General features: G+C 71.0%; 9 protein-coding genes. 3 read left to right on the top strand and 6 right to left on the bottom strand.

From position 1 onward, the window contains the following. Positions 1–53 precede the first annotated feature (53 nt). Complete coding sequence (gene panD, locus OG568_RS42015) at positions 54–473, bottom strand: aspartate 1-decarboxylase (RefSeq protein ID WP_097223864.1); 420 nt, start codon at positions 471–473, stop codon at positions 54–56. Positions 474–1,638: 1,165 nt separating this feature from the next. Between panD and OG568_RS42010 the strand changes: the two genes are divergently transcribed. Then, entirely contained in the window at positions 1,639–2,949 is a 1,311-nt protein-coding gene (locus tag OG568_RS42010) for a PIN domain-containing protein (RefSeq protein ID WP_329535306.1), read from the top strand. Between the two features lie 121 nt (positions 2,950–3,070). On the opposite strand, the gene OG568_RS42005 is transcribed toward OG568_RS42010, so the two are convergent. Together OG568_RS42005 and OG568_RS42000 are read right to left on the bottom strand one after the other, a co-directional pair. Beyond that, complete coding sequence (locus OG568_RS42005; RefSeq protein WP_329535305.1) at positions 3,071–3,334, bottom strand: hypothetical protein; 264 nt, start codon at positions 3,332–3,334, stop codon at positions 3,071–3,073. A gap of 143 nt (positions 3,335–3,477) precedes the next feature. Next, positions 3,478–5,469 (bottom strand): ABC transporter ATP-binding protein, encoded by a 1,992-nt coding sequence (locus tag OG568_RS42000; RefSeq protein ID WP_329536595.1) that lies wholly within the window; start codon positions 5,467–5,469, stop codon positions 3,478–3,480. Positions 5,470–5,709: 240 nt separating this feature from the next. Between OG568_RS42000 and OG568_RS41995 the strand changes: the two genes are divergently transcribed. Beyond that, positions 5,710–6,693, top strand: a complete 984-nt coding sequence (locus OG568_RS41995; protein ID WP_266580426.1) for a lysylphosphatidylglycerol synthase transmembrane domain-containing protein — start codon at positions 5,710–5,712, stop codon at positions 6,691–6,693. Between the two features lie 2 nt (positions 6,694–6,695). Here the strand turns inward: OG568_RS41995 and OG568_RS41990 are convergent, their stop codons facing one another. The 3 genes from OG568_RS41990 to OG568_RS41980 are packed head-to-tail and all read right to left on the bottom strand — an operon-like array spanning position 6,696 to position 20,903. Next, on the bottom strand, positions 6,696–7,574 hold the full coding sequence (locus OG568_RS41990; protein ID WP_329535304.1) for a TauD/TfdA dioxygenase family protein: 879 nt from the start codon (positions 7,572–7,574) through the stop codon (positions 6,696–6,698). 10 nt (positions 7,575–7,584) lie between these two features. Next, positions 7,585–16,902, bottom strand: coding sequence for a non-ribosomal peptide synthetase (locus OG568_RS41985; protein ID WP_329535303.1), 9,318 nt, complete (start codon positions 16,900–16,902; stop codon positions 7,585–7,587). Beyond that, a complete protein-coding gene (locus OG568_RS41980) occupies positions 16,899–20,903 on the bottom strand; it encodes a non-ribosomal peptide synthetase (protein WP_443077817.1) in 4,005 nt (1,334 codons plus the stop codon). Before OG568_RS41980 ends, OG568_RS41985 begins: the two co-directional genes overlap by 4 nt. Before the next feature lie 571 nt (positions 20,904–21,474). Here OG568_RS41980 and OG568_RS41975 point away from each other — a divergent pair. Then, the gene (locus tag OG568_RS41975) at positions 21,475–22,707 is read left to right on the top strand and encodes a hypothetical protein (protein WP_329535301.1); all 1,233 of its coding nucleotides are present in this window, start codon (positions 21,475–21,477) and stop codon (positions 22,705–22,707) included. Positions 22,708–22,732: the final 25 nt, after the last annotated feature.

Here is a 22,732-nt window from a genome sequence, read left to right as displayed (position 1 = left end):
CCTCGCGTCCTCAGGTCGTCTGCTTGCTCGGCCCACACCCCGGGCCCGGGGTTTCAGACAGTGACCGCCTGCGGGCTGCGCTCCTGGTCCGAGCCCGGCACCGGCTCGGACGGATCGGCGCCGAGGGCCACGATCCGGTTGTCGTGGTCCACGTGCACGACCCGCGGCCGCAGTGCCCGCGCCTCGGCGTCGGAGACCTGAGCGTAACTGATGATGATCACCAGATCTCCGGGATGCACGAGATGGGCCGCCGCCCCGTTGATCCCGACGACCCCGGAACCGCGCTCACCCTCGATGACGTACGTCTCCAGGCGGGCGCCGTTGGTGATGTCGACGATGTGCACGAGCTCACCCGGCAGCAGATCCGCGGCGTCCAACAGATCGGCGTCGATGGTGACGGACCCGACGTAGTGCAGGTCGGCCTGGGTGACGGTGGCACGGTGGATCTTCGATTTGAACATGGTGCGCAGCATGGAGACACTCCCGATTTGTCTGCTCCCTGCCCGCTTTACGCAGGTCAAGGGCGGTCTCCGCAGACTACAACGATTCGCATATCCGGTCAGCCTTCCCCAGGTCTTTCAGGACTCACTCTGACCCGTTGCCGACTTTCCCAACGAACAGTCAAACAAACGCCAGCGCTGCCCGCGCCATTCATGCCCTGCGTCGACGAGCCGCAGCAGAGAACCTCCTTGCGGCGACCAGAGGATGCCCCCGGCGCGGGACGACCGCCCGAAGGGCCCCGCGGTTCGATATCGAGATCACCCTGGCCTTCCAACGAGAAGACTCCGCTTGGGCCGGCCGGGCGACACATACACCCGCAGGACCCTGGATGGAACCGGACACGGCCCTCCAATGCCACCCCGGTCGAAAACCGACTGGGTACGGGCATGATCTACTATCATCACCCCACCCACAGCTTCGTCCTCGTCCAGTAAAGCGGCTGGACCACGACAAAAGCACTACCGGGTGGACAAGCAACTCCTCGATCAGATGAGCCGTTTGGAGAAGGTTTCGCGCCTCAGTCACGAGCCCTCGCTCCCTCACGGATGGCGCCTCTCCCGAGACTCGTGCTTCCTGAAGTTCGCACACTGGCGGGACAGGGCGACCCCTTCGTCCGACCTGGCGCCCGGAATGTACCTCCCTCTCCTACGCCCGCATTCTGCTGAACGACGAGTGCACACGAGGGAAGAATGACGGGCGCGTCATCAGCTACGAACGCGTGGGGCGCTACATCGTCAACTCACAGTTCACAGAATTGGTGAAGCACGGCCTGGTCGGGACTGTGGGCACGAGCGTCGAGGACCTGCGCGACCCGGGGCTGCAATGTGCCCGCGAGGGTTAAGGCGTCGTCATAGGATACGAAACGAGCGAGGAGACGCCTCGCGCACGCGCCACACGGGTCCGCAACCGAAGCGCGAAGAAGAGGCCGAAGGTGAATTCGTACTTCCCCCAAGCCTCACAGCAGTCGTTGTTCGACATCTCAGACTGATCCACTCCAACCAGAGTTGAAGCCACGCAAGGCAGTCAACCGCCCAGTGTGGGACCGAACTTGCTGCCAAATTACGCCTCTCCGCCACCGGCACCTCACTGGAAACGCTAAGGTCGCCGTCGGACGCGTCAGCGAGGGGGCAGGCGTGCGTGGTACAGACGGGGGCGACGATGGCCGGCGACGCGACGACCGATAAGGACGACCGGGGTCTCTTCGACGATTTCGGAGCCTTTCACACCGCGACGACGGCGGACTTCACCGCCGTCCTGACGGACGGCCTGGTCGCCCCCGACGCGAACGTGCTACTCAACCTCTACCGGTATACGGAGCAGGCACGTGCCGACCTGCTGGGGGTGCTCGGTGCTCTGGGCGACCGACTATGGGTCCCTCACCAGGTCCTCGCCGAGTTCTGGCGGAACCGTGAGACCACGATCTCCGATGCACGGTCGACCAGCACGAAGGCTGCACAGGAGATGAGTGGGCACGCCGGGCAGGCGGTTCAGACACTGCGCACCTGGGCCAACCGAGTGGCCTTGAGCGATGAGGAGTTCGACGAGTTCCGTGATCGGCTGACAGAGGTCTTCAACGAAGTACGGAAGAAGATCACTGAGGTCGGCGAGGGCGAGTGGCAGAACATCACCCATGACACCAGCGCCGATCCGGTGATCGCTGGATTGGAACGTGCGCTGGCCCACCGGGTCGGCGCGCCCTTCTCCGCCGAGGAGACGGCCAAGCTCACAGAGGTGGGGAAGGACCGCGTCCAACGACGGGTCCCTCCGGGTTACATGGACGCCAAGAAGGACGGCGACGGTTCGGTCGGTGACTTCTTCGTGTGGGAACAACTCCTGCGCGAAGCCTCCCGGCGCCAGTGCGACATCCTCTTTGTTACTGCGGACGCCAAGGAGGACTGGTGGCGGAAGGAGCGCGGCAACAACCGCGGCCCCCGGCCCGAACTGACCGCTGAACTCCGGGCGCGATCCGGCGGCCGCCTCTTCCTGTTGTCACCCAAGCGGTTCCTCGAGGTTGCCGCCCCCATCCTGCGGCTCAGTCTTCAGGCCGGCTCCGTCGAGGACATCGAACGGGTCGAGCGCATTGAGGCCGAGAACACGCACGGCGGCTGGACCGCCGAGGCAATCGAGGAGCTCTTCCGCGGTCTGTCGTACGAGGGCTATGGCGACCGTGTCGCCGTCATTCGCTACGCGGCCGAGATGGGCGGGCACGTGGAAGCCACGTCCGTCTACGACATCTGCGACTACGACGACGACCGGAGCTTGAGGGGCTTCACCAAGCCGATCAAGCGAATCAGTGGTTACCTGCACGAACAGGAGCTCATCCCGGACTCCGCGGTGCCAGTCCTCACAGCTGACTACGGAAACGGTCCGGGCCGCGCGTCCGGTTTCAAGGTCCACCCCCTACTGATCCCGCTCATCACCGCCCCGGCAGACAACGACGAGGACTGATCAACTTCCGGGAGCGGGCTGCAAATCGGCCGATGGCCGTCTCCCCCCTCGGCGGAGCACAGGGCATGCCGCTGGGCTGCCGCTGGCCGGTCGTCCCAGGCCCTCGAGCCCCCAGTGAGTCCTACGAGGGCATATTGACACAATCCGCCAGTTCCAGAGCAGCCAGCATCCCGTCGTCATCCTCGACACTAGTGCTGGGTCCGGCCGGTCCCCCGGCTTCTTCCACCGCGGCATCAGCCGGTCCTAGCAGACCTGTCGCCTGCTGAATGTCGCGGTCAGCCGGGCGCAGGACCACCTCGTGGTGCTCGCCGACGTCAAGCACCTGCGGGAACACCTCGGTGTCGGCAGCGAGGCGCTGCGAACGCTCGACCACCTCGAGGCACACGCACAGTTACTGTCCCTGGACCAGCTCATTCCCGTCCGGGAGGCTGCCCAGTTCTCCGCACTGTCCGAGGAGGAGCTGGCACGGCCCACGTTCTTCCCCGCCGGGTCCGGTGATCCGGCGGGGCGGAGCGTCGGGCCACGGTCCTACGGGATCGCCTCCCCCACCACGACGACCTCCGCCACGCCGTCCCGGTCCTCACCGACCTGCTGGTCCTCACCGACTTCCCGATCCTTGCCGACCTGCTGGTCCTCACCGACTTCCCGGTCCTTGCCGACTTCCCGGTCCTTCTTGAACTGGGTCCGGTACAGCTCCGCGTACCGCCCCTCCGCCGTGAGCAACTCCTCGTGCGTGCCCCGCTCCACGATCCGCCCGGCCTCCACGACGAGGATCGCGTCGGCGGACCGCACGGTCGACAGCCGGTGGGCGATCACCACGGCCGTCCGCCCTTCCAGCGCCTCGGTGAGCGCCTCCTGGACGGCCGCCTCCGAGGTGTTGTCCAGATGGGCGGTGGCCTCGTCGAGGATGACGACGCGCTGGCGGGCGAGCAGCAGCCGGGCGATGGTCATGCGCTGGCGCTCGCCGCCGGAGAGGCGGTAGCCGCGCTCGCCGACCACGGTGTCGAGGCCGTCCGGCAGGGAGCGTACGAGGTCTTCGAGTCGGGACCTGCGCAGTACGTCCCACAGGTCGTCCTCGGTCGCGGAGGGGCGGGCCAGGAGCAGGTTGGCGCGTACCGAGTCGTGGAAGAGGTGGCCGTCCTGGGTGACCATGCCGAGGGTCTCGCGCATCGACTCGGCGCTCAGGTCGCGGACGTCGACACCGCCGATGCGGACCGTGCCCTCGTCGGTGTCGTACAGGCGCGGCAGCAGTTGGGCGATGGTCGACTTGCCCGCTCCGGAGGAGCCAACGAGGGCGACGGTCTGGCCGGGTTCGGCGCGGAAGGAGACGCCGTGCAGGACCTCGGCTCCGTCCCGGGTGTCGAGGGCGACCACCTCCTCCAGAGAGGCGAGGGAGACCTTGTCGGCGGAGGGGTAGGCGAAGCGGACGTCCTCGAACTCCACGGCCGCCGGGCCCTCCGGGAGCGTACGGGCGTCCGGTTTCTCCTCGATGAGCGGCTTGAGGTCGAGCACCTCGAAGACGCGCTCGAAGCTCACCAGCGCGCTCATGACCTCGACGCGCGCCCCGGCGAGCGACGTGAGCGGCGCGTACAGGCGGGTCAGCAGGAGCGCCAGTGAGACGACGGCACCCGGTTCCAGGGTGCCGCGCAGCGCGAACCAGCCGCCGAGCCCGTACACGAGCGCGAGGGCCAGGGCGGAGACCAGCGTGAGAGCCGTGATGAACGCCGACTGCGCCATCGCCGTGCGCACCCCGATGTCCCGCACCCGCCGGGCCCGCGCCGCGAACTCCGCGGACTCGTCCTCGGGCCGCCCGAAGAGCTTGATGAGCGTGGCGCCGGGCGCGGAGAACCGCTCGGTCATCCGGGTGCCCATCGAGGCGTTCAGGTTCGCCGCCTCCCGCTGCAGGCGTGCCATCCGGCTGCCCGTCCGCCGCGCGGGCACCACGAACACCGGCAGCAGCACCAGCGCGAGCAGGGTGATCTGCCAGGACAGGGTGAGCATGACGGCGAGGGTGAGCAGCAGGGTGACGAGATTGCTGACGACTCCGGACAGTGTGTTGCTGAAGGCGCGTTGGGCGCCGATCACGTCGTTGTTGAGTCGACTGACGAGCGCGCCCGTACGGGTACGTGTGAAGAACGCGACCGGCATGCGCTGCACATGATCGAACACAGCGGTCCGCAGATCGAGGATCAGCCCCTCGCCGAGCGTCGCCGACAGCCAGCGGCCGAGGAGCCCGAGCGCCGCCTCGGCGAGCGCGATGAGTGCGATGAGCACGGCAAGGCGGACGACGGTGCTTTCGTCGCCGTCGGACACGATGGCGTCCACGACGCGCCCCGCGAGCACCGGCGTCGCGACGGCCAGCAGCGCGGTCAGCACGCTGAGGACCACGAACTGGCCGATACGGCGGCGGTGCGGACGGGCGAAGGCGGCGATGCGGCGCAGGGTCGCGCGGGCGAAGGGGCGGCGTTCCTGCTGGGCGTTCATGACGCTGTACAGCTGGGTCCAGGCTGTGCTCTCCATGCTCATGGAAGTGACCGTAGGACCTCAAGCATCGTTGAGGTCAACGGCTCCCGGACGAAGTTCCCGCGCACGGAGGAAAACGCGCGGCAACACGCCGGGAAACGCGGCGAAGTACACAGTAAGGAACCCATGACGGCACCCACGACGGCGACGATCCCTCCCGCACCTTGCCCGGCACGTCAGCCGCCGGACGCGCGCCCGCAACCCCCTGTTGGCGCGGCGTGGAGAACCTCTCCCGATGTGACAGCGGTTCGACTTCCCCAGAAGCCTCCCCAGGGGTTCCCTCAAGGATCCCGACGCTTCCCGCTCAGGTCGGTCCTGTGCCTGATCCCGCTCGCCCTCGTCCTGGTGGTCGCGGTGCGGCATCGGTCGGTCCTCGTCGAGGGCTTCGGCCATCTGCGCTCGGCCGAGTGGCCGTGGCTGCTGGCGGCGGCCGTCGCGACCTGCCTGACCTGGGTCGCCGCGGCCTCCGCCCGGCAGGGAGCGGTCGTGCAGCGGCTGCCCGCGCGCCGGCTGCTGGCCACCCAGTTCGCGGCGGGCGCGGCCAACCATCTGCTGCCGACGGGTCTCGGCGCCAGCGCGGTCAATCTGCGTTTCATGACGGTGTGCGGCGTCCCGCTCGCCCGTTCCTCCGCCGCGCTCGCCCTCTACATGCTCGCGGAGTCGATCGCCCGGCTGACCCTGCTGGTGGGCCTGCTCATCGCCTTTCCGGGAGCCCTCCACCTCGGATCCCTGCTGCCCTCCGGTGCGATCGGCCCCTTGCTGCTCGCCGTGGGCGTGGTCCTCCTGGCCGTGGTGGCCACGCTTCTTCTCGTACGACGGCTGCGCGGGGCCGTGTTCTCGTTCCTGCGCACCGCGCTCGGCGAGGCCCGCTCCGTGCACTCCCGTCCGGCACGCGCGCTCGCCCTGTGGGGCGGCTCGCTCGCCTTCCCGCTGCTGCAGGCCGCCGGGCTGACCGCGGTCGGTCAGGCGATGGACCTGGCGGTGCCGCCCCTGCACATGGCTCTCGCGTATCTGGCGGCGACGGCGGCCGTCGCGATGGTGCCCACGCCGGGCGGCATCGGTTCGGTGGAGGCGGCGCTGATCGTCGCGCTGGTGGCGGCGGGCGGTCCGGTGGCCGTGGCGACGGCGGTCGTGCTGGCGTACCGGATCATCACGGTCTGGGTGCCCCTGCTGCCCGGGGCGCTGACGCTGGGGGCGCTGGTCCGTCTCAAGGTGATCTGATGTCATGCCCGGGGCCTGGTGCCGTCGATGGCGACGCGTCGGCCGCGGCGGGTGTGCGGGTAGTAGTCCCAGACGGCGTGGTGCTGGACGCAGCGGTTGTCCCAGAACGTCAGCGTGTTCGGCTGCCAGCGGACCCGGCAGTGCAGCAGCGGCGTACGGGCGGTGTGCTCGTACAGCATGCCGAGGACGGCGGCGCTCTCGGAGCTCGACAGCTGGGGGATGTGCGAGGTGTAGGGGGCGTTGACGAAGAGCAGTTTGCGACCGGTGTCGGGGTGGCGGACCACGACGGGGTGTTCGGTGCGCGGAACGTCGTACTCGGGCGGCGGGGTCTGCCCCTGCGCCAGCCAGGGGCGCGCCCCGTCGTGGACGGCGGTCAGGCCGTCCAGGAACTGCTTCATGGACGGCGACAGCATGTCGTAGGCCAGGTGCATGTTGGCGAACAGGGTGTCGCCGCCGCTGCCGCCCTCCGGGATCGTGGTGAGGTGGAGCATCGAGCCGAGGGACGGCTCGGGATCCGCGGTGCCGTCGGCGTGCCAGCCGTTGCCGGCCACCTCGCGCGAGTTCTTGTCCGCGCTGATCTCCAGGATGTACGGGTCGGAGCCCTCGGCGGGCAGCGTGTCGGGGTGGAGCGGGCCGAAGAGCCGGGCGAACCGCTTGTGGTCCTCGGGCGTGAGGTGCTGGTCGTGGAAGACGAGCACATGGTGGGTGAGGAAGGCGAGTTTGATCTCCTTCTCCTGTCGGGGCGTCAGCTCCCTGGACAGGTCGAGGCCCGATATCTCGGCGCCGAGCAGCGGGGTCAGCGGGGCGACGGAGAAGGAGTCGTACGCCTCCCGCGGCCGGGTGGTGAGGCGCTCGACGGCGTCGAGGGCGAACTGTTCCATGGGGTTACTCCTATGCGGATGAGGGCGTGGTGGACGCGGGAAGTGTCACGTCCTCGTCGTTGATCGTCCGGGCGATGCGCTCGATGTGCGGGCCGGTGACGATGTCGTAGTGCGAGGCGTGCAGGTGGTGCACGGCCGAGCCGTCCGGCAGCAGCGCGCGCCACTCCCGCGCCGCCCCCGGGTCCGGTGCCAGGGGCAGGTCGGTGACCGCCCGGGTCGCCAGCCACAGGGTGCTGGGGGTGCGGGTCAGCCGGGGCGGGGTGTGGGCCGCCATCGCGGCGAGGTTGGCCCGGCAGCAGTGGGCGAGGCGCTCGGCGTAGGCCTGTCCGGCGTCGGCGAGCGGCGACTGCGCCCCGCTGCCCCGCAGTTCGTGCTCGAAGACCGTACGGAGGTCGTGGTCGTCGTACGCGTACGTCCGCGAACCGGGGTGCGGCGGTGGCGGATCGATGAGGTGGAGCCGCTCGAAGGGACGGTCGGCCGCCTCCGCCTCGGCGGCCATGGATACGGCGACCAGCGCGCCGAACGACCACCCCGCGAGCCGCAGCCGTGTGTCCGCGCCGGGGAAGCGGGCCCGCAACGCCGCCCGGTAGCGTGCGGCGCGTTCGGCGACCGGCCAGACGGGAAGGCCGGGATCGCGCAGCGCGGGGTCGGATATCAGGCAGACCGTGGTGCGGGGGTCCAGGGCCGACACCAGGGGGCGGTAGGCCTGGATGTCGCCGCCGACCGGATGGATCAGGCACAGCACGTCGCGGCCGTCGCCCGGTTGCCAGAGCTCGACGGTCACCGGGTCGTCGGCCGTGCCCGCAGCGACGGTGGGCGGGTCGAGTTGGGCCAGGATCTCGTTGAGGCTCACCCGGTGACCGAGGCGGGCGAGGTCGAGGTCGACGCCGTAGCGCCGTTTCACCTCGGAGAGCAGGTCCAGCAAGGTGAGGGAGTCGGCTCCGAGGTCGTAGAGGGAGTCCGCCGGGTCGAAGGCGTCGACACCGAGCAACCGGCCCACGACGTCGGCGAGTTCCTCGACGGGTGCCGTCACCTCGTCGGTCGGCGCGGTTTTGGGTGCGGGCTCGTAGAAGAACCGGGACGCCTCCAGCTCAGTGGTGGAGACGAGCAGGTGGGGCAGTTGCAGTTCGACGGCGTCGGCGAAGACCCGCACCCCCTCGGCGTTCGACAGTCCCACCGAGAGGTGCGCCTGGTGGCGTGCGTCGGTGCCGAGGGCGTCGCGCGCCATACCGGCCTCGCGCCACACGTCCCAGCCGATGCCCAGCCGTACGGTGGCGGCCGGGTCGTCCGGGCCGTGGTGGGCGAAGGCGTCCAGAAGGCCGTTCGCGGCGGCGTAGTCGAACTGGCCGACACCTCCGAAGCGGGCGGACAGTGAGGAGCAGTAGGCCGCGTAGCGCGGACCGTGCTCGGCGATCAGCCGCTCGGTCAGCAGCGCGGCGCGCAGCTTCGTCTCTGTGGCGCGGCGCGGGCCGTCGCTGTCCCGGCGTGCGAGGAGCGCTCCAGCCGCGGTGCCCACGGCGTGCACGACACCGTCGAGTCGGCCGATGTACGGGGCGAGCCGCGCCAGCATCTCGTCGCAGCTCTGCTCGGCGAGGTCCGCCTCGACGAGCGTGACGCGTGCGGAGTGTTCGGTCAGTGCGGGCGGCAGGTACGGGTGACGGGCCAGGAGTGCGACCCGGCCGTCGGTGTGTTCGAGCAGCCAGGAGGCGAGGGTGGCGCCGATGCCTCCCGTGCCGCCGAGGATCAGGTGGGTGCCGATCCCTTCCGTGAGGCCGGCCCGGGTGCCGGGAAGCGGTCGGGGCACGGGCCCCGGCACCGGGCGCCACCAGTACCCCTCGCGCAGCGCCACGCGTGGCTCCGGCCGAGTGGATGTCCCCGGCGCGTCCACGAACAGGTGCGGCAACAGGTGTGCCCAGTCGGCCGGCTCACTGCTCGGAAGGTCCAGCCAGCGGACCTCCAGGTCGAGTTCCTGACGTGGCACCTCCACCGCACCGGCCAGCAGCCCCGTTTCGGGCCGCCGGACGGGGCCGGTCACCGGTTGGGTCCGGTGGGAGAGCCACCACACGCGCGGGCGGAGGCCGCGCGGAAGCCCGGCCAGCGCCTGGCAGAGGGCGGCGGGGGTGTCGAGGCACGCGCGGCGGGCGTGGTCGAGTGAGGCCTCGCCCACCGCTCCGTCGACACCGAGGGGCAGGGCGTGCAGCCACTCCACTCCGTCGTCGGCGTCGCGCGTCACGGCCTTCAGGAGGCGGGTCAGGGCAACCGGGTCGGCGGGGTCGACCTCGTAGCGGTCCTCCCCGACGCGGGCGTAGGCGTCGGCGGTGGTGACGTGCACGAGTCGGGCGTGGTGCGCCGCGAGACCGCTCCACCGTGCCGGTGCCGACGCCTTGTCGGTGACGACGACCACGACCCGGCGAGAGGGCGGACCGGTGACCGGGGCGGCCCGCCGGGTCCGCGACCACACGGTCTGGTGCAGCCACGCGTCTTCGGGCGCTCTGCCCGGTGCCCCACTGGATGCGGAGCCGGTGGGCGGGGTCACGGGGCCGGCCGTGGCGCGGGGGAAGTCGTGGTCGGTCAGGTCGAAGGCCGGGGGCGGGAAGTCCCAGGGCGCCGGTGCGGGGCCCTCGGGCCGGATCGGGTTCTCTCCCGCCGTCCAGGCCCGCACCAGTGCGTGTTCCCGGCTGTCGTCGGTGCCGGGGACCGGCTGTGTCGCGGTGCCGTCGGCCACCGTGCGCAGCCATGTCACGGCGGCTTCGGGATCGGCGCAGACCGCCCCCGCACGATGGGACAGCGCCGGACGGCCTGCCTGAAGGTGGCGCAGTACCCGCTCGTACGTCTCCGGTCTGGCGGTCAGGTGGTCGGCGACGCGTCGCGCGTCCGCCCGTAGCGCGCTCTCGCTGCCGCCGGACAGGAGGAGACAGGGGATCGTCACGGGAGTGGCCGCGGCCGGCGGCGGCGCGGTGGTGTCGGGGTGTTCCAGGACCAGGTGGGCGTTGGTGCCGCCGATGCCGAAACTGCTCACCGCGGCCACCCGCGGCCGCCCGGACGGCCAGGGCAGGGCGGTGGCGGGGATGTGGAAGGGCGTCGGATCGGGGCCGATCTCCGGGTTGAGCCGCCGGAAGTCGATGTTCGGCGGGATCAGGCCGTGGTGGACGGACAGGGCGGCACGGACGAGGCCGACGACGCCCGCCGCCGCACCCAGATGCCCGATCTGGCTCTTGACGGAGGACAGTGCGCACCGCGCGGACTCGGTCAGGTCGAACGCCTGGCGCAGGGCGCTGACCTCGACGGGGTCACCGAGCCGGGTGCCGGTGCCGTGCGCCTCGACGTATCCGATGTCGCCGCCGGCGCGGCCGCTGCGACGCAGGGCGGTGCGGATCACTTCGCGTTGGCCGGCCACCGAGGGGGCGCTGTAACCGAGCTTCTGGGAGCCGTCGTTGTTCACGGCCGAGCCGGTGATGACCGCGTACACGGTGTCGCCGTCGCGCCGCGCCTGCCGCAGCGTCTTCAGCACCACCACGCCGACCCCGCTGGCGCCGACCGTGCCCTGAGCGTCGTCGCTGAAGGGCCGGCAGTGGCCGTCCGGGGAGAAGATGTGCTGCGGGCGGTAGGTGTATCCGTCGGTCAGCTGGGGGTCGACGAGCACTCCCCCGGCGAGCATGACGTCGGCGTCGCCCTGGCGCAGCAGTCCGGCCGCGACGTGGACACCCACCAGGGAACTGGCGCAGGCCGCCTGCACGGTGAAGGCGGGCCCCGTCAGGCCCAGGTGATAGGCCGCCTTGGTGGCGAGAAAGTCCTTGTCGTGGTGGAGGGCGAGGCGGAAGCCGTCGGGCAGGTCGGCGGGGTCGGCCTCGCGCAGCATCGCCTGGAAGTACGTGTTCTCGCCACAGCCCGCGATCAGTCCGGTGCGCCGGTCGGCGGGGTCGGCGATACCGGCGTGGGCCAGTGCCTCGACGCAGCTCATCAGCAGATGCCGTTGCTGGGGATCCATCAGCCGGGCTTCCTGGCGGCTGATGCCGAACCGGTCCGGGTCGAAGGCCAGCGGACCGTCCAGCTGGCTGCGGGCACCCACGAGTCCGTCCGCCGCCGGGAAGTACGTGATGCCGCGCCCGCCCGTTTCCACCAGGCGCCAGAACGAGGCCAGGTCCGGGGCTCCGGGGACGCGGACGGCCATGCCGATGACAGCGACGGGTTCGGCCGTACCTGTGTCCCGGCCACCGGGCCCGTCGCCGACGGTGGCGGTCGCCCGGCCCGCCGTGTCCAGATGGCGGCTCAGGCTGCGGACGGTGACATGTTCGAAGAGGTCCGCCACGGTGAAGGTGAGACCCAGATCGGCACCGCAGCGCAGCTGGAAGCGCATCAGGTCCAGGCTGCTCGCCCCGGCGTCGAAAAAGCGCTGGTCGGGCGTGACGGGTTTGCCGTTCACCTGCTCGAACAGCGAGCACAGCCTGGCCTCTTGAGCGGTGAGCTCGGCGCGGGCGTCCGCCCGGTCGTACGCGCCGACGGCATCCGTGGCGCGCAGCTTCCTCCCCTCGGTGGTGTCCGCCCGGCGGTCCAGCTTGCCGCTCGGGGTGCGGGGCAGCGCGTCCACTCTCCGGAAGCCGCGGATCCGTACATGAGGCGGCAGCAACCCGGCCAGGTGGCCGCTGAGTTCCGTCGGGTCCGGGTCCTCGCCGCGGCACTGGAGCAGCGCTGTGAGGCTGTCGCCCTCCCGGGCGACCAGGGCGCCCACGATCCGCGGATGGCGCAGCAGCGCGGCTTCGACCTGGCCCAACTCCAGCCGGTGGCCGCTGAGTTTGATCTGCTGGTCGTCGCGTCCGTCGTAGTGGAGCAGGCCGTCGGCGTCGAAGTGGGCATGGTCGCCACTGCGGTAGAACGTGCCGAGGCCGGGCAGTTCGAGGAAGCGGGTGCGGTTGAGGTCCGCGTCGCCCAGGTAGCAGGGCGACGCCATGGCGCCGCCGATGAGCAGGTGTCCGGTGGCACCCGGTGGGACCGCCTCCCCGCTGTCGTCGACCACGCGCAGGACGGCGTTGGCCACGGGCCGCCCGATGGCCGGGCGCGTCGGCCACAGCGCGGGATCGCCGTCGAGGCACAGGCCACTGACGACATGCGTCTCGGTGGGCCCGTAGTGGTTGAACAGACGTGCGTCACTGGGGAGTCCGGCGAACCAGCGGCGGATGGCGTCGGTGCACACGAGCTGCTCCCCCGCGGTGACCACCTCGCGCAGCCGGGAGGGGAACCGGCCCAGATGGACGGCGTGCTCGGCGAGGAGCTGGAGGGCGACGTACGGCAGGAACAGACGCTCCACCCCGGCGCTCTCCAGCTGGTCGAGCAGGGCCGGCATGTCCTGTCGCCACCCGGGTCGCACCAGGTGCAGTCGGCCGCCCGCGCACAGCGTGGTGAGTATCTCCTGGAAGGACACGTCGAAGGACAGCATCGAGAACTGCTGGGTGACCGCGCCTTCGCGCAGGCCACCGCTCTCGTCCTGCCAGTGCAGCAGGTTGCACAGCGTGCGGTCCGGGACGTCGACGCCCTTGGGGGTGCCGGTGGAGCCGGAGGTGAACAGCGTGTACAGCGGCCGGAGGCCTTGGTGCGGTTCGAGTGGGGCGCCTTCGGGCGCGGACGGTAAGGCGGTCAGGTCGACGGTGATCCGGTCGAGGCCCGGTGGCGCGATCGTGTCGAGGTCCGCCTCGCCGCCTGGGGGCACCAGGACGCACAGGGGGTCGATCCGGCGCAGGATGTCGTGCAGCAGCGCGGGCGGGTAGGCGGGATCGAGGGGGACGACGGTGAGGTTGAGGCGGGCCGCGGCCAGCAGGGCGACCACGTGCTCGACCGAGGGGGGCAGGTACAGCGCGATCCGGGCCGGGGCCGACGGGTTGTCCGGCAGCGGGTGGCAACGGCGCAGCTCGTCGGCGAACGCGACCGCGAGCACGCCGAGTTGGGCGTATGTGAGGGTCCGGTCGCCCGAGGTCACCGCGGGCGCGTCGGGCGTACGACGGACCCGCCGGGCGAAGCCTCCGGCCACCGTGGTGAAGGCGGGCGTCGTCACCGGTCCCCGGCCCTGTTCGGGCAGCGCGCGCCGGTAAGGTCCGACGAGATCGGTCAGGGTGGGGGTGCCGCCGCCGGTGAGCAGATCCACGGCCCGTCGGAACAAGTGCGCGGCCGCCGTGACGCGTTCGGCGTCGATCAGGCCCTGCGCGTACTCCCACAGGCAGTCGAAGCCGTCCTCGCGCTCCACGACGGAGAGGGTGAGCGCGCACTTCGCCTCGGCGGCCTCGAACCAGAGGGGCCGCAGCCGGCAGCCCGGCAGGGACAGGGCGTCGAAGTCCGTGTTCTCCAGGACGAACATGAAGTCGAAGGGCGGTCCGTCGGCATGGAACCGATGGTCGGTCAGTACGTCCGTCAGTGCCACGTCCTGCCGGTGGAGGATCTCCTGCACCCCGGCGGCCTGTCGGCGCAGTTGCTCACGCAGTTCCCGGGCCGGGTCGAGTTCCATGGGCAGCAGGACCGTGTTGGCGAACATGCCGACCGTGGCGTCGAACTCGGTCGTGGGCCGGCCCGCGACGGGGCCGGCGATGAGCGGCCGGGTCCGGCCGGTCACCCCGTACAGGCTCCAGGAGAAGGCGGCCAGCAGGAGCTGGAAGCGGGTGAGCCCGAGTTCGGCGCCCAGGCGGTCGAGGCGGGAGCGCCGGACGAGGTCGAGCGAGGTGTGCAGCAGCCGGCCGCGGGTCCCGCCGGCGCCGGTCGGGGGCAGCGGCGGACCCGGTTCCGGCGCGGCTTCGAGGCCGGCGTAGTACTGGTGCAGTGCGGCGCGCTGATCCCGGTAGACGGGGCTGCGGTGCCACTCCCGCTGCCACAGGGCGAAGTCGACCGGGGTGGCTCCCGGCGGCTCGGCGTCCGGTAGCGCGTTCCGCTCGGCGCAGAGGGCGGACAGGTCGCGGAACAACGTGTTGAGGGACCAGCCGTCGACGGCGATGTGGTGCAGGTGCAGCAGGAGTACGGGACCGCCGGCACCGCGGATCAGGCCGGCCCGCAGCATGCGTGGCGTGGCGAGGTCGAAGGGCGGGGTGAAGAAGCGGCGGGCGGCGTCCTGCCAGTCGGCGCCGGAAGTGTCGGGGGTGTCGGGGGTGTCGGTCGGCTGCCAGGGGTCGTACGGCTCCCCTATCTCCTGGAGCAGACCCTCGGGGGCCGCGTGGAAGGAGGTGCGCAGCGCGGGATGCCGGTGCACGAGCCGGCGCAGCGCCTCGCGCAGAACCTCCTCGTCGACGGTTCCTTCCAGCCGGAAGGCGAGCGGAACGTCGTAGGCCCGGCTGTCCGGGTCGCGGCGGTGCAGCAGCCACAGCCGCTGTTGCTCCGAACCGGCCGGTGCGCGGCGCCGTCCGCTCGGGGCCGGTACCGGTGGCGGAAGGGAGCCGGCCGGTCGCTGGGCACCGGCGGCGATCGCCTCGCTCAAGGTGGCGAAGTCGGCCCGCAGGAACAGCGCTTGGGGCAGATCGACCTGCCAGCGGCGGCGGACCTCGAAACTCAGCCGCAGTGCCTTGAGCGAGTCGCCGCCGTGGGGGATCCACCGGTCGTCGGGCCGCAGGCCGGGGACGCCGAGGAGACGTTCGGCCATCTCCAGCAACTCCCGCTGGTCCTGGCTCACTTCGCCCTGGGTGGTGCGGTCGCGCCGCCATGGTTCGGCCGGGCAGTCCAGCAGGGCGCGTTCGTCGGTCTTGCCGTTGGCGTTGCGCGGCAGGGCGTCCACGAGGTGGGTGCGGTGCGGGCGCATGTACGGCGGCAGGACGGCGGTCAGATGGCGGTCGTACTCCTCGAAGTCCAGCTCCGTGCCGAGCACCAGGTAGGCCAGCAGCTCATGGGCACCGTCGGGGTCCCGGCGGGTGCAGACGTACGCCTGCCGTACGGCGGGATGGGCGGCGAGCTGGCGTTCCACTTCGCCCGGCTCGATACGGAAGCCGCGCACCTTGACCTGGCGGTCCGTCCGGCCGACGTAGGTGATCAGGTCGGAGGCGTCGCGGTGGGCGAGGTCGCCGGTCCGGTACCAGCGTTCCCGGCCGCCGTCGTGCCAGGGCAGCCGTACGAAGCGGCGGGCGGTCTCTTCGGGAAGGTTGCGATAGCCGACCGCCAACCCCTCACCGGACAGGTGCAGTTCGCCGACCTCACCGGACTCGGCGGCGCGAGAGCCGTCGGCGACCAGCAGGGCGCCGGTAGCGGGCAGGGGGCGGCCGACGGGGACGACCTCGCCGTCGAAGTCGCGGAGGATCGGGTGGCACAGCGCGAAGGTCGCGGACTCCGTGGGACCGTAGACGTTGACGAGCCGGGTCGCGCTGTTCGGATTGTCCCGGTACCAGTCCCGGATGCGACGGGCGTTGAGCTGCTCACCGCCGACAAGAACCTGGCCGACGGAGTCGAAGCAGTCGGGCACCTCGTCGACGACGGCGTTGAACAGCGCGGTCGTGACGAAGACGGCGTCGATACGGGCCTGCCGCAGGGCGTCCGCGAACAGACGGGGGCCGCGGACCTGTGCGTCGCTGAGGATCACGCAGGTCCCGCCGCTCAGCAACGGCACCCAGACCTCGTAACTGAGCGCGTCGAAGGCCGGGTTGGAGACGCTCGCGCAGCGCGCCCCCTCCGCCGGGCGGATCGGGCCGCCGGGCAGGGCGAGGCGCAGCACGCCGGCGTCCCGTACCTCCACGCCCTTGGGGCGGCCCGTGGTGCCGGAGGTGTAGAAGAGGAACCCCACGGATGAGTCGGAGTCCGGCGCCAGGTCGACCGCGGGACCCGCAGTGGACGTGCCGAGGAGGTCGGCGGCGGGCACGTGCAGGACCGGCGCGGGGCCCTGGACACGGTCCGCGTCAGCGCCGTCATCGGTACCGGTGTCGGTCTCGGTGTCGGTGTCGGTGTCGTGGACGAGGACGGTCGCGGCTGAGTCGTCGAGGATGTGGCGGCGGCGCCCGGCCGGACTCTGCGCGTCGAGCGGCACCACGGTGGCGCCGGCCCGGCGGATGCCGAGCATGACGCACACCAGCTGCCAGGAGCGGGGCAGACACACCGCGACGGCCTGTCCCGGGCGGACACCGCGCGCCCGCAGGCCCCGGGCCACGGCCTGCCCGGCCCGGTCCAATTCCGCGTAGTCGAGGACACGGTCGCCGTCCACCAGGGCGGGAGCGGTGGGACGGCGACGTGCCTGGGCGAGGACGGCGTCGGCGAGGGTGACCGGAGGTACGGCGTCGAGCGCGGTGACGGACTCCTGGTACACCCGCTGATCCTGGTACTCCTGGTACACCCGCTGCTCCTGATACGGCTGAGACTCCCGATACTCCTGGTTCATCGCGCCTCCTCCGCCGGTGAGGCCGACGCCGGTGCGAGCGCGGTGAGTTCCGCCTCGATCTGCCGCGCCACGCGCGATGCCCCGGCGCTCTCCAGTACCTCCCAGTGGTCGCAGTCCAGCGGCTCGACGCTGAAGTCGCCCTCGGCGCGCCGCTGCCAGAAGGAGCGCACGTCGGACACGAACGACGGGTCGGGGTCTCCCCCGACGGCCTGGAGCAGGACCAGTCGGGCCGGTGAGGGGGCCGGAAGGTGGTCGCGGGCGGTCATCCGGTTGTGGTTGTAGATGCGGAAGTACTGGTCGATCTGCTCGTCGTCGATGCCCGGATACATGCCGTTGAACTTGATGAGTTTGTCCTTGAACTCGGCCAGGTCCACCGGGGCGACGGCCGCCCGGGCCACGGGGTCGTCGGTGGCCTGGGTGTCGAGCAGGACCACGCTCACGTCGGTGCGTCCGGCCCGCGTGAGGCGGCGGCCCATCTCGTGCGCGACGAGGCCGCCGTACGAGAGGCCGGTGAGGACGAGGGGGCCGTCGCCGAGCGGTTCGACGAGCCGGAGATAGGCCTCGGCCATGGCTTCGACGCTGGGCAGGAAGTCCTCGCCTGGGTTCACGCCCGGGGACTGGATGCCGTACAGGCCGATGTTCTCCGGCAGGGTCCTGGCCAGGGAGAGGTAGCAGAAGGCGGTGCCGCCGGCGGGATGGACGCACACCACATGGCCGCGGCCGGTGCCGGGCCGGAACTCGATGAGGTTGCTCGGTGGCGGGCCCGATCTGCCCTGCCGGACCAGACCGCCGAGCGCTTCGATGGTCGGGTGGAGCATGAGGTCGCGGACGGGGATCGCGGTGCCGAGCCGGTCGCGTACGCGGTGGGCCATCTTGATGGCCGACAGGCTGGTGCCGCCGATGTCGAAGAAGCTGTCGCTGATGCCGATGTCGGAGTACAGCAGGATCTCACGCCATATCTGATACAGAGTCAGTTCTATGTGGTCGCGTGGACTTGCCGTGTTGACCTGGCCGAGGACGGTCTCGGCCGCCTGCCGCAGCAGTTCCTCCCGGTCGAGCTTGCCGCTGCGGCTCAGCGGGAGGGACGGCAGGTCGACGACGACCGCCGGGATCATGTAGTCCGGCAGAAGGTCGGCGAGCACCGCGCGCCACTCGTGCGGTGCGCGGGCCGGCGTCTCGCCCCGGCCGACGCCCGCCACGAGGCGCGGCTCGTCGCCGGTGTCCCGGTCCAGCAGCACCGACGCCTCGCGCACTCCGGGTACGGCGAGCAGTGCGGCCTCGATCTCGGCCGGTTCGATCCGGAAGCCGCGTAGTTTCACCTGGTCGTCGGCGCGACCCAGGTACACGGCGTTGCCGTCGGGCAGGCGTCGGGCGAGGTCGCCCGTGCGGTAGACGCGCGCACCGGGGACGAAGGGATCGGGCAGGAACCGTTCCTCGGTGAGGTCGGGCCGGTGCAGATAGCCCGCCGCGAGGCTCGCGCCGCCGAGGTACACCTCACCGGCGACTCCGACCGGCACCGGTCGCATCCGGTCGTCGAGGAGGTAGAGGCGTGTGCCCGCGAGGGGGCGTCCGATGGGGCACGGGCGATCGAGCGGCTGGGGGTCGTAGTACGCCGTGCTGTACAGCGTCGCCTCGGTGGGTCCGTATCCGAAGCAGATCCGCAGGTCCGGCAGTTGCTGACACATGCGGTGCAGCGCCGCCTCGGGCAGGGACTCCACCCCGGTGAGGACCTGGCGCAGGGAGAGTCCGTGGAGCCGTTTCCCGGGGTCCTCGTCGATCCACTTGATGTAGGACGGGGGCAGGAAGGCCTGCACGACGTGGTGTTCGCGCATCCAGTGCAGCAGTGCCTCGGGGTCGCCGCGCAGGTCGTCCGGGACGAGGTGCAGTTCACCGCCGGTGGTGAGCGGCATCAGGAGTTCGTGCACCGACGCGTCGAAGCCGATGCTCGACCAGGCGGAGGCGGGCTCACCCGGCGCGGCGCCCATCCGCGCCAGCCAGTTGTCGAACAGGTTGAGGACGCTGCCGTGGGTCACGGCGACGCCCTTGGGACGCCCCGTCGAACCGGAGGTGTAGATCACATACGCCAACTGGCTGCGGTCCGCCACCACTTGGGGGACCGCTCTCTCCTCGTCACCCTCGGCCTCGACCATGGCGAGGTCGCACCAGGCGACGGCTCGGCCTCCCGCCGGGCCGGCGCCCCGGTGTGCGGGCCGGTCGGCCGACAGGGAGTCGCCGTCGTCCACGGGCCGGTCGGCCCGCGGGATGTCGCTGAGGACGAGGGCGGGGGTCGCGTCCTCCACCATCGCGGTGAGCCGCCGGTGTGGCTGCGCGGGGTCGAGCGGGAGGTAGGCGGCGCCCGCCTTCAGGATGCCCAGGACTCCGACGACGTAGCGCGCGGAGCGTCCCGCGTGCAGGCCGACGACCTGTCCGGGGCGCACTCCGCGGGCGGCGAGGGCGCGGGCGAGGCGGGCCGCCCGGCGGTCCAGGGTGGCGTAGTCGATCCGCTCGTCGTCGCAGACCAGCGCGGTCTGTGCGGGACGGAGTCGGACCTGCTCGTCGAACCGTTCGAGGAGCCCGGCCGACGGGGGTGCCGGCAATAAGTCCTCCGTGGCGTCCCAGTCGGCGAGCAGCAGCCGCCGCTCCTCGGCGTCCATGAGCTCCAGCGTGTCGACGGGCACGTCCGGACGCGCGGCCATGTCGCCCAGCAGATGGCGCAGTTGGCGTACGTATCGCTCGGCGGTGTCCCGGTCGAACAGGGCGCGCGCGTAGTCGAGGTGGCCGACGGTACGGCCCTGTGACTCGGTCAGCGACAGGGCGAGGTCGAACTTCGCCGGGGCGTGCGGGATGTCCAGCGGTGCCACGTCTATGCCGGGCAGAGTCAGCAGACCCGTCCGTTCCGGCTGCCAGGCGCACATCGTCTGGAACAGGGGGGTGTGGGCGGCGCTGCGCGGCGGGTTGGCCAGCTCCACGATGCGTTCGAGGGGCAGGTCCTGGTGGTCGAGAGCGGCGCGGAGGACACCCCTGACCCGGCCCAGGGCCTCGGCGGCGGCAGGGGTGTCGGCGAGATCGACGCGGAGGGGAAGGGAGTTGACGAAGAAGCCGATGAGTCCCGCCGCGTCCCCGCGCGGACGGTTGGACGCCGGCGTACCCACGACGACGTCGTCACGTCCGCTCAGCCGCGACATCAACAGCGTCCAGCCGGTCAGCACGGCCACGAACAGGGTGCCGCCGTGGCGCCGCGCCAGCGCCCGGAGTGCGGCGGTGAGGTCGGCGTCGAGGGTGAACTCGACGCGCCCGCCTCGCAGATCCTGCTCGGCGGGCCGTGGGCGGTCGGTGGGCGGAACGGTCAGCGGGGGCGCGTCGTGCAGGGTTTCCCGCCAGTGGTCCGCCTGCGCGGCGAGTTCACCACCGAGGACGCGGGCTCGCTGGGCGCGGGCGTGATCCGCGTACTGGAGCGGAAGCGGGGGCAGCGGGTCGCTTCCGCCCCCGAGTAACGCCCCGTAGACGGTACCGAGTTCACGCATCATCACGTTCATGGACTGACCGTCGAAGATCGTGTGGTGCATCGTCAGCAGCAGGACATGGCGCTCGGGCGCGAGGGTGACGAGGCGACCGCGGCAGAGCGGCCCCCGGGCGAGGTCGAAAGGCGTCGAGACCTCTTGCCTCCGGAGCGCGTCGAGCCGGGCCTCGGCGTCGGGAAGCCCCGTCAGGTCGTCCACGGTGAGGGCGAAGCCCGTGTCGGGCGGGTCGACGCGCTGGAGGACTTCGCCGTCGACGGCCAGGAGGCGGGTGCGCAACACCTCGTGGCGGGCGACCAGAGCATCGAGGGCACGGCCCAGGAGCGGTTGGTCCAGCGGTCCGCGCAGGGTGAAGGCGATGGGCTCGTTGTACGCCTCGTTCGCGCCCGGCAGCTGGGCGAGGAACCACAGCCGCTGCTGGGCGAAGGACGCCGGGGCGAGTTCGGAGGTGTCCGGAGCATGGGGGGTGTGTTGCACCGACAAAGCTGGCTCTTCCCGTCTGCAGGATTGCTGGTTTCGAGAGTCACGGACGCTGTTCGGTTCGGTGTTCAAAAAGAGGGCACCGCTCAGGCGTTGGCCTGATGCGATGCCGAGACAAGTCACCTGGACGCATGGCGATAATTGATCAGCGAACGAGAGCCTGTCAATGGTTTCCATTCAGGGGCCAGCAAGTTCCCCAAACGGCCGTGTATGCACCCGAGTTGCGGAATCGCCGGGCCTGCACCAAATAAGAATGACCGGGTTGCGAACGCGACGCGAAATTCAGCGGAGACCGCCACACCTCGAACTGGATCGGCGAATACGGGCGGCGAACACCGCACAAAGTCCGAGGGTTTGACACCCTTAGACCAAGGGGAAACATATTGTTTTCTTCAATTCTCCGAGAGTCGGACTCAAACACGCCGATCAATGCCTCAAAAAGCGTATAAGACGTCAAACCGGCCATAGCGCCACAAGAGGGGATGTCTGTGATCCGTGCGGGCCTCGCCTCCCGGCCCGCCACCCGCGCTGACCATACTGGGAGGGCACGCCGCCTCCCACCGCAAAGTGACTCATGCCCAAGCCCTCCATCGCCCGCGCCACCGCTCCGGAAACCGTCTGGCTGGCCGGCGGACGCCATGTCGGGCCCGCCCCGCAGGAGATCCTCAGGGAGAACCTGCGGAGGCTGAAGGCCGACGAGACGATCCACGACTTCCTGGAGGCCGAGAACTCCTCGGACCCCGGGGGGTATGTCTTCGAGGCGCGCTGGCTGGTCGGCGACGCCGTCACGGTTCGCGCGCGTCTCACGACACAGGGGCGCGGTAGCGACGGACGTGAACACGCCGCCGGGGGAAGCCGCTGGACGCTGGTGGCGGAGGCCGAACGGCCCTGGGACCCCGCGTGGCCCTCTCCCGCGACCATGTTCTGGCCCGAGGGGAGCGAGGTCCCCTGGGACCACGACATCGTGGCCGGGCTGCGCCTGCGGGACATCAACCCGCTGCCGCAGGAGGACAAGGCACTGCGCCGCCTGCTCAAGGAGGCCGGGCAGCACAGTTGGAGCATCAACGTCGTCATCCACGAGGCGATGACCACCGGCGACAGCGGGCGCCTCCCGCTGGCCCGGCTGCTCCCGCCCGGTCTGCGTCACCGCGTCGTGGAACACCGCGCCGCGCCCGAGCAGTTCCAGGCGGTCAACTGGGCGCTGTACGACCTGGGCGTACGGGTGCCACGCGGTGGCGCCGTGATCCTGCCCGGCTCCCCCGCCCGGCGCGGGTACGACGAGCAGGACCACACCGTACGCAGCGTGTTCCTCGACGGCTCGGAGCCGACGGAGCTCCTGGAGAAGGTCATACGGTACGCGGCACTGCCCTGGCCGCTGCCGGAAGCGGCGGAGGACGCCCTCACCGGCCTCCGGCAGGACTGGAAGCTGCTGACGCTGGAGGAGGCGCGGGCGCTGGTGGCCGTCTACGCCGAGGCACTCGATGCCATGACGAAGTCACGCGACCAGTACCGTGAGGCGACCGAACTCGCGCATGCGGCGCTGGCCGAGGTCCGAGAGCTCCGGGCCACGGCGTCCGGCGCGCACGACACGCCCGCCGGCCAGGACGGGAACCCGCTGCACCAGCTGACGCGGACCTTCCAGCGGGTCGCGGGCACCGTACGGGGGCGGCGCGCGGCCCGCGACGACGCCCGGGACCGGGAAACCAGCGCAGGCATCGGCGCAGGCACTGGCACTGGCACTGGCACTGGCACTGGCACTGGCACTGGCACTGGCACACCGGAGAACGAGCCCAGCAAGGGCGAGTGATCGCCGTCCGATGGCCACTGTCGTC

The sequence above is a fragment of the Streptomyces sp. NBC_01450 genome (genome assembly GCF_036227505.1).
Lineage (GTDB): Bacteria > Actinomycetota > Actinomycetes > Streptomycetales > Streptomycetaceae > Streptomyces.
The sequence above is the reverse complement of the archived record's forward strand: the minus strand, read 5'-3'. Positions and strand labels throughout refer to the sequence as shown.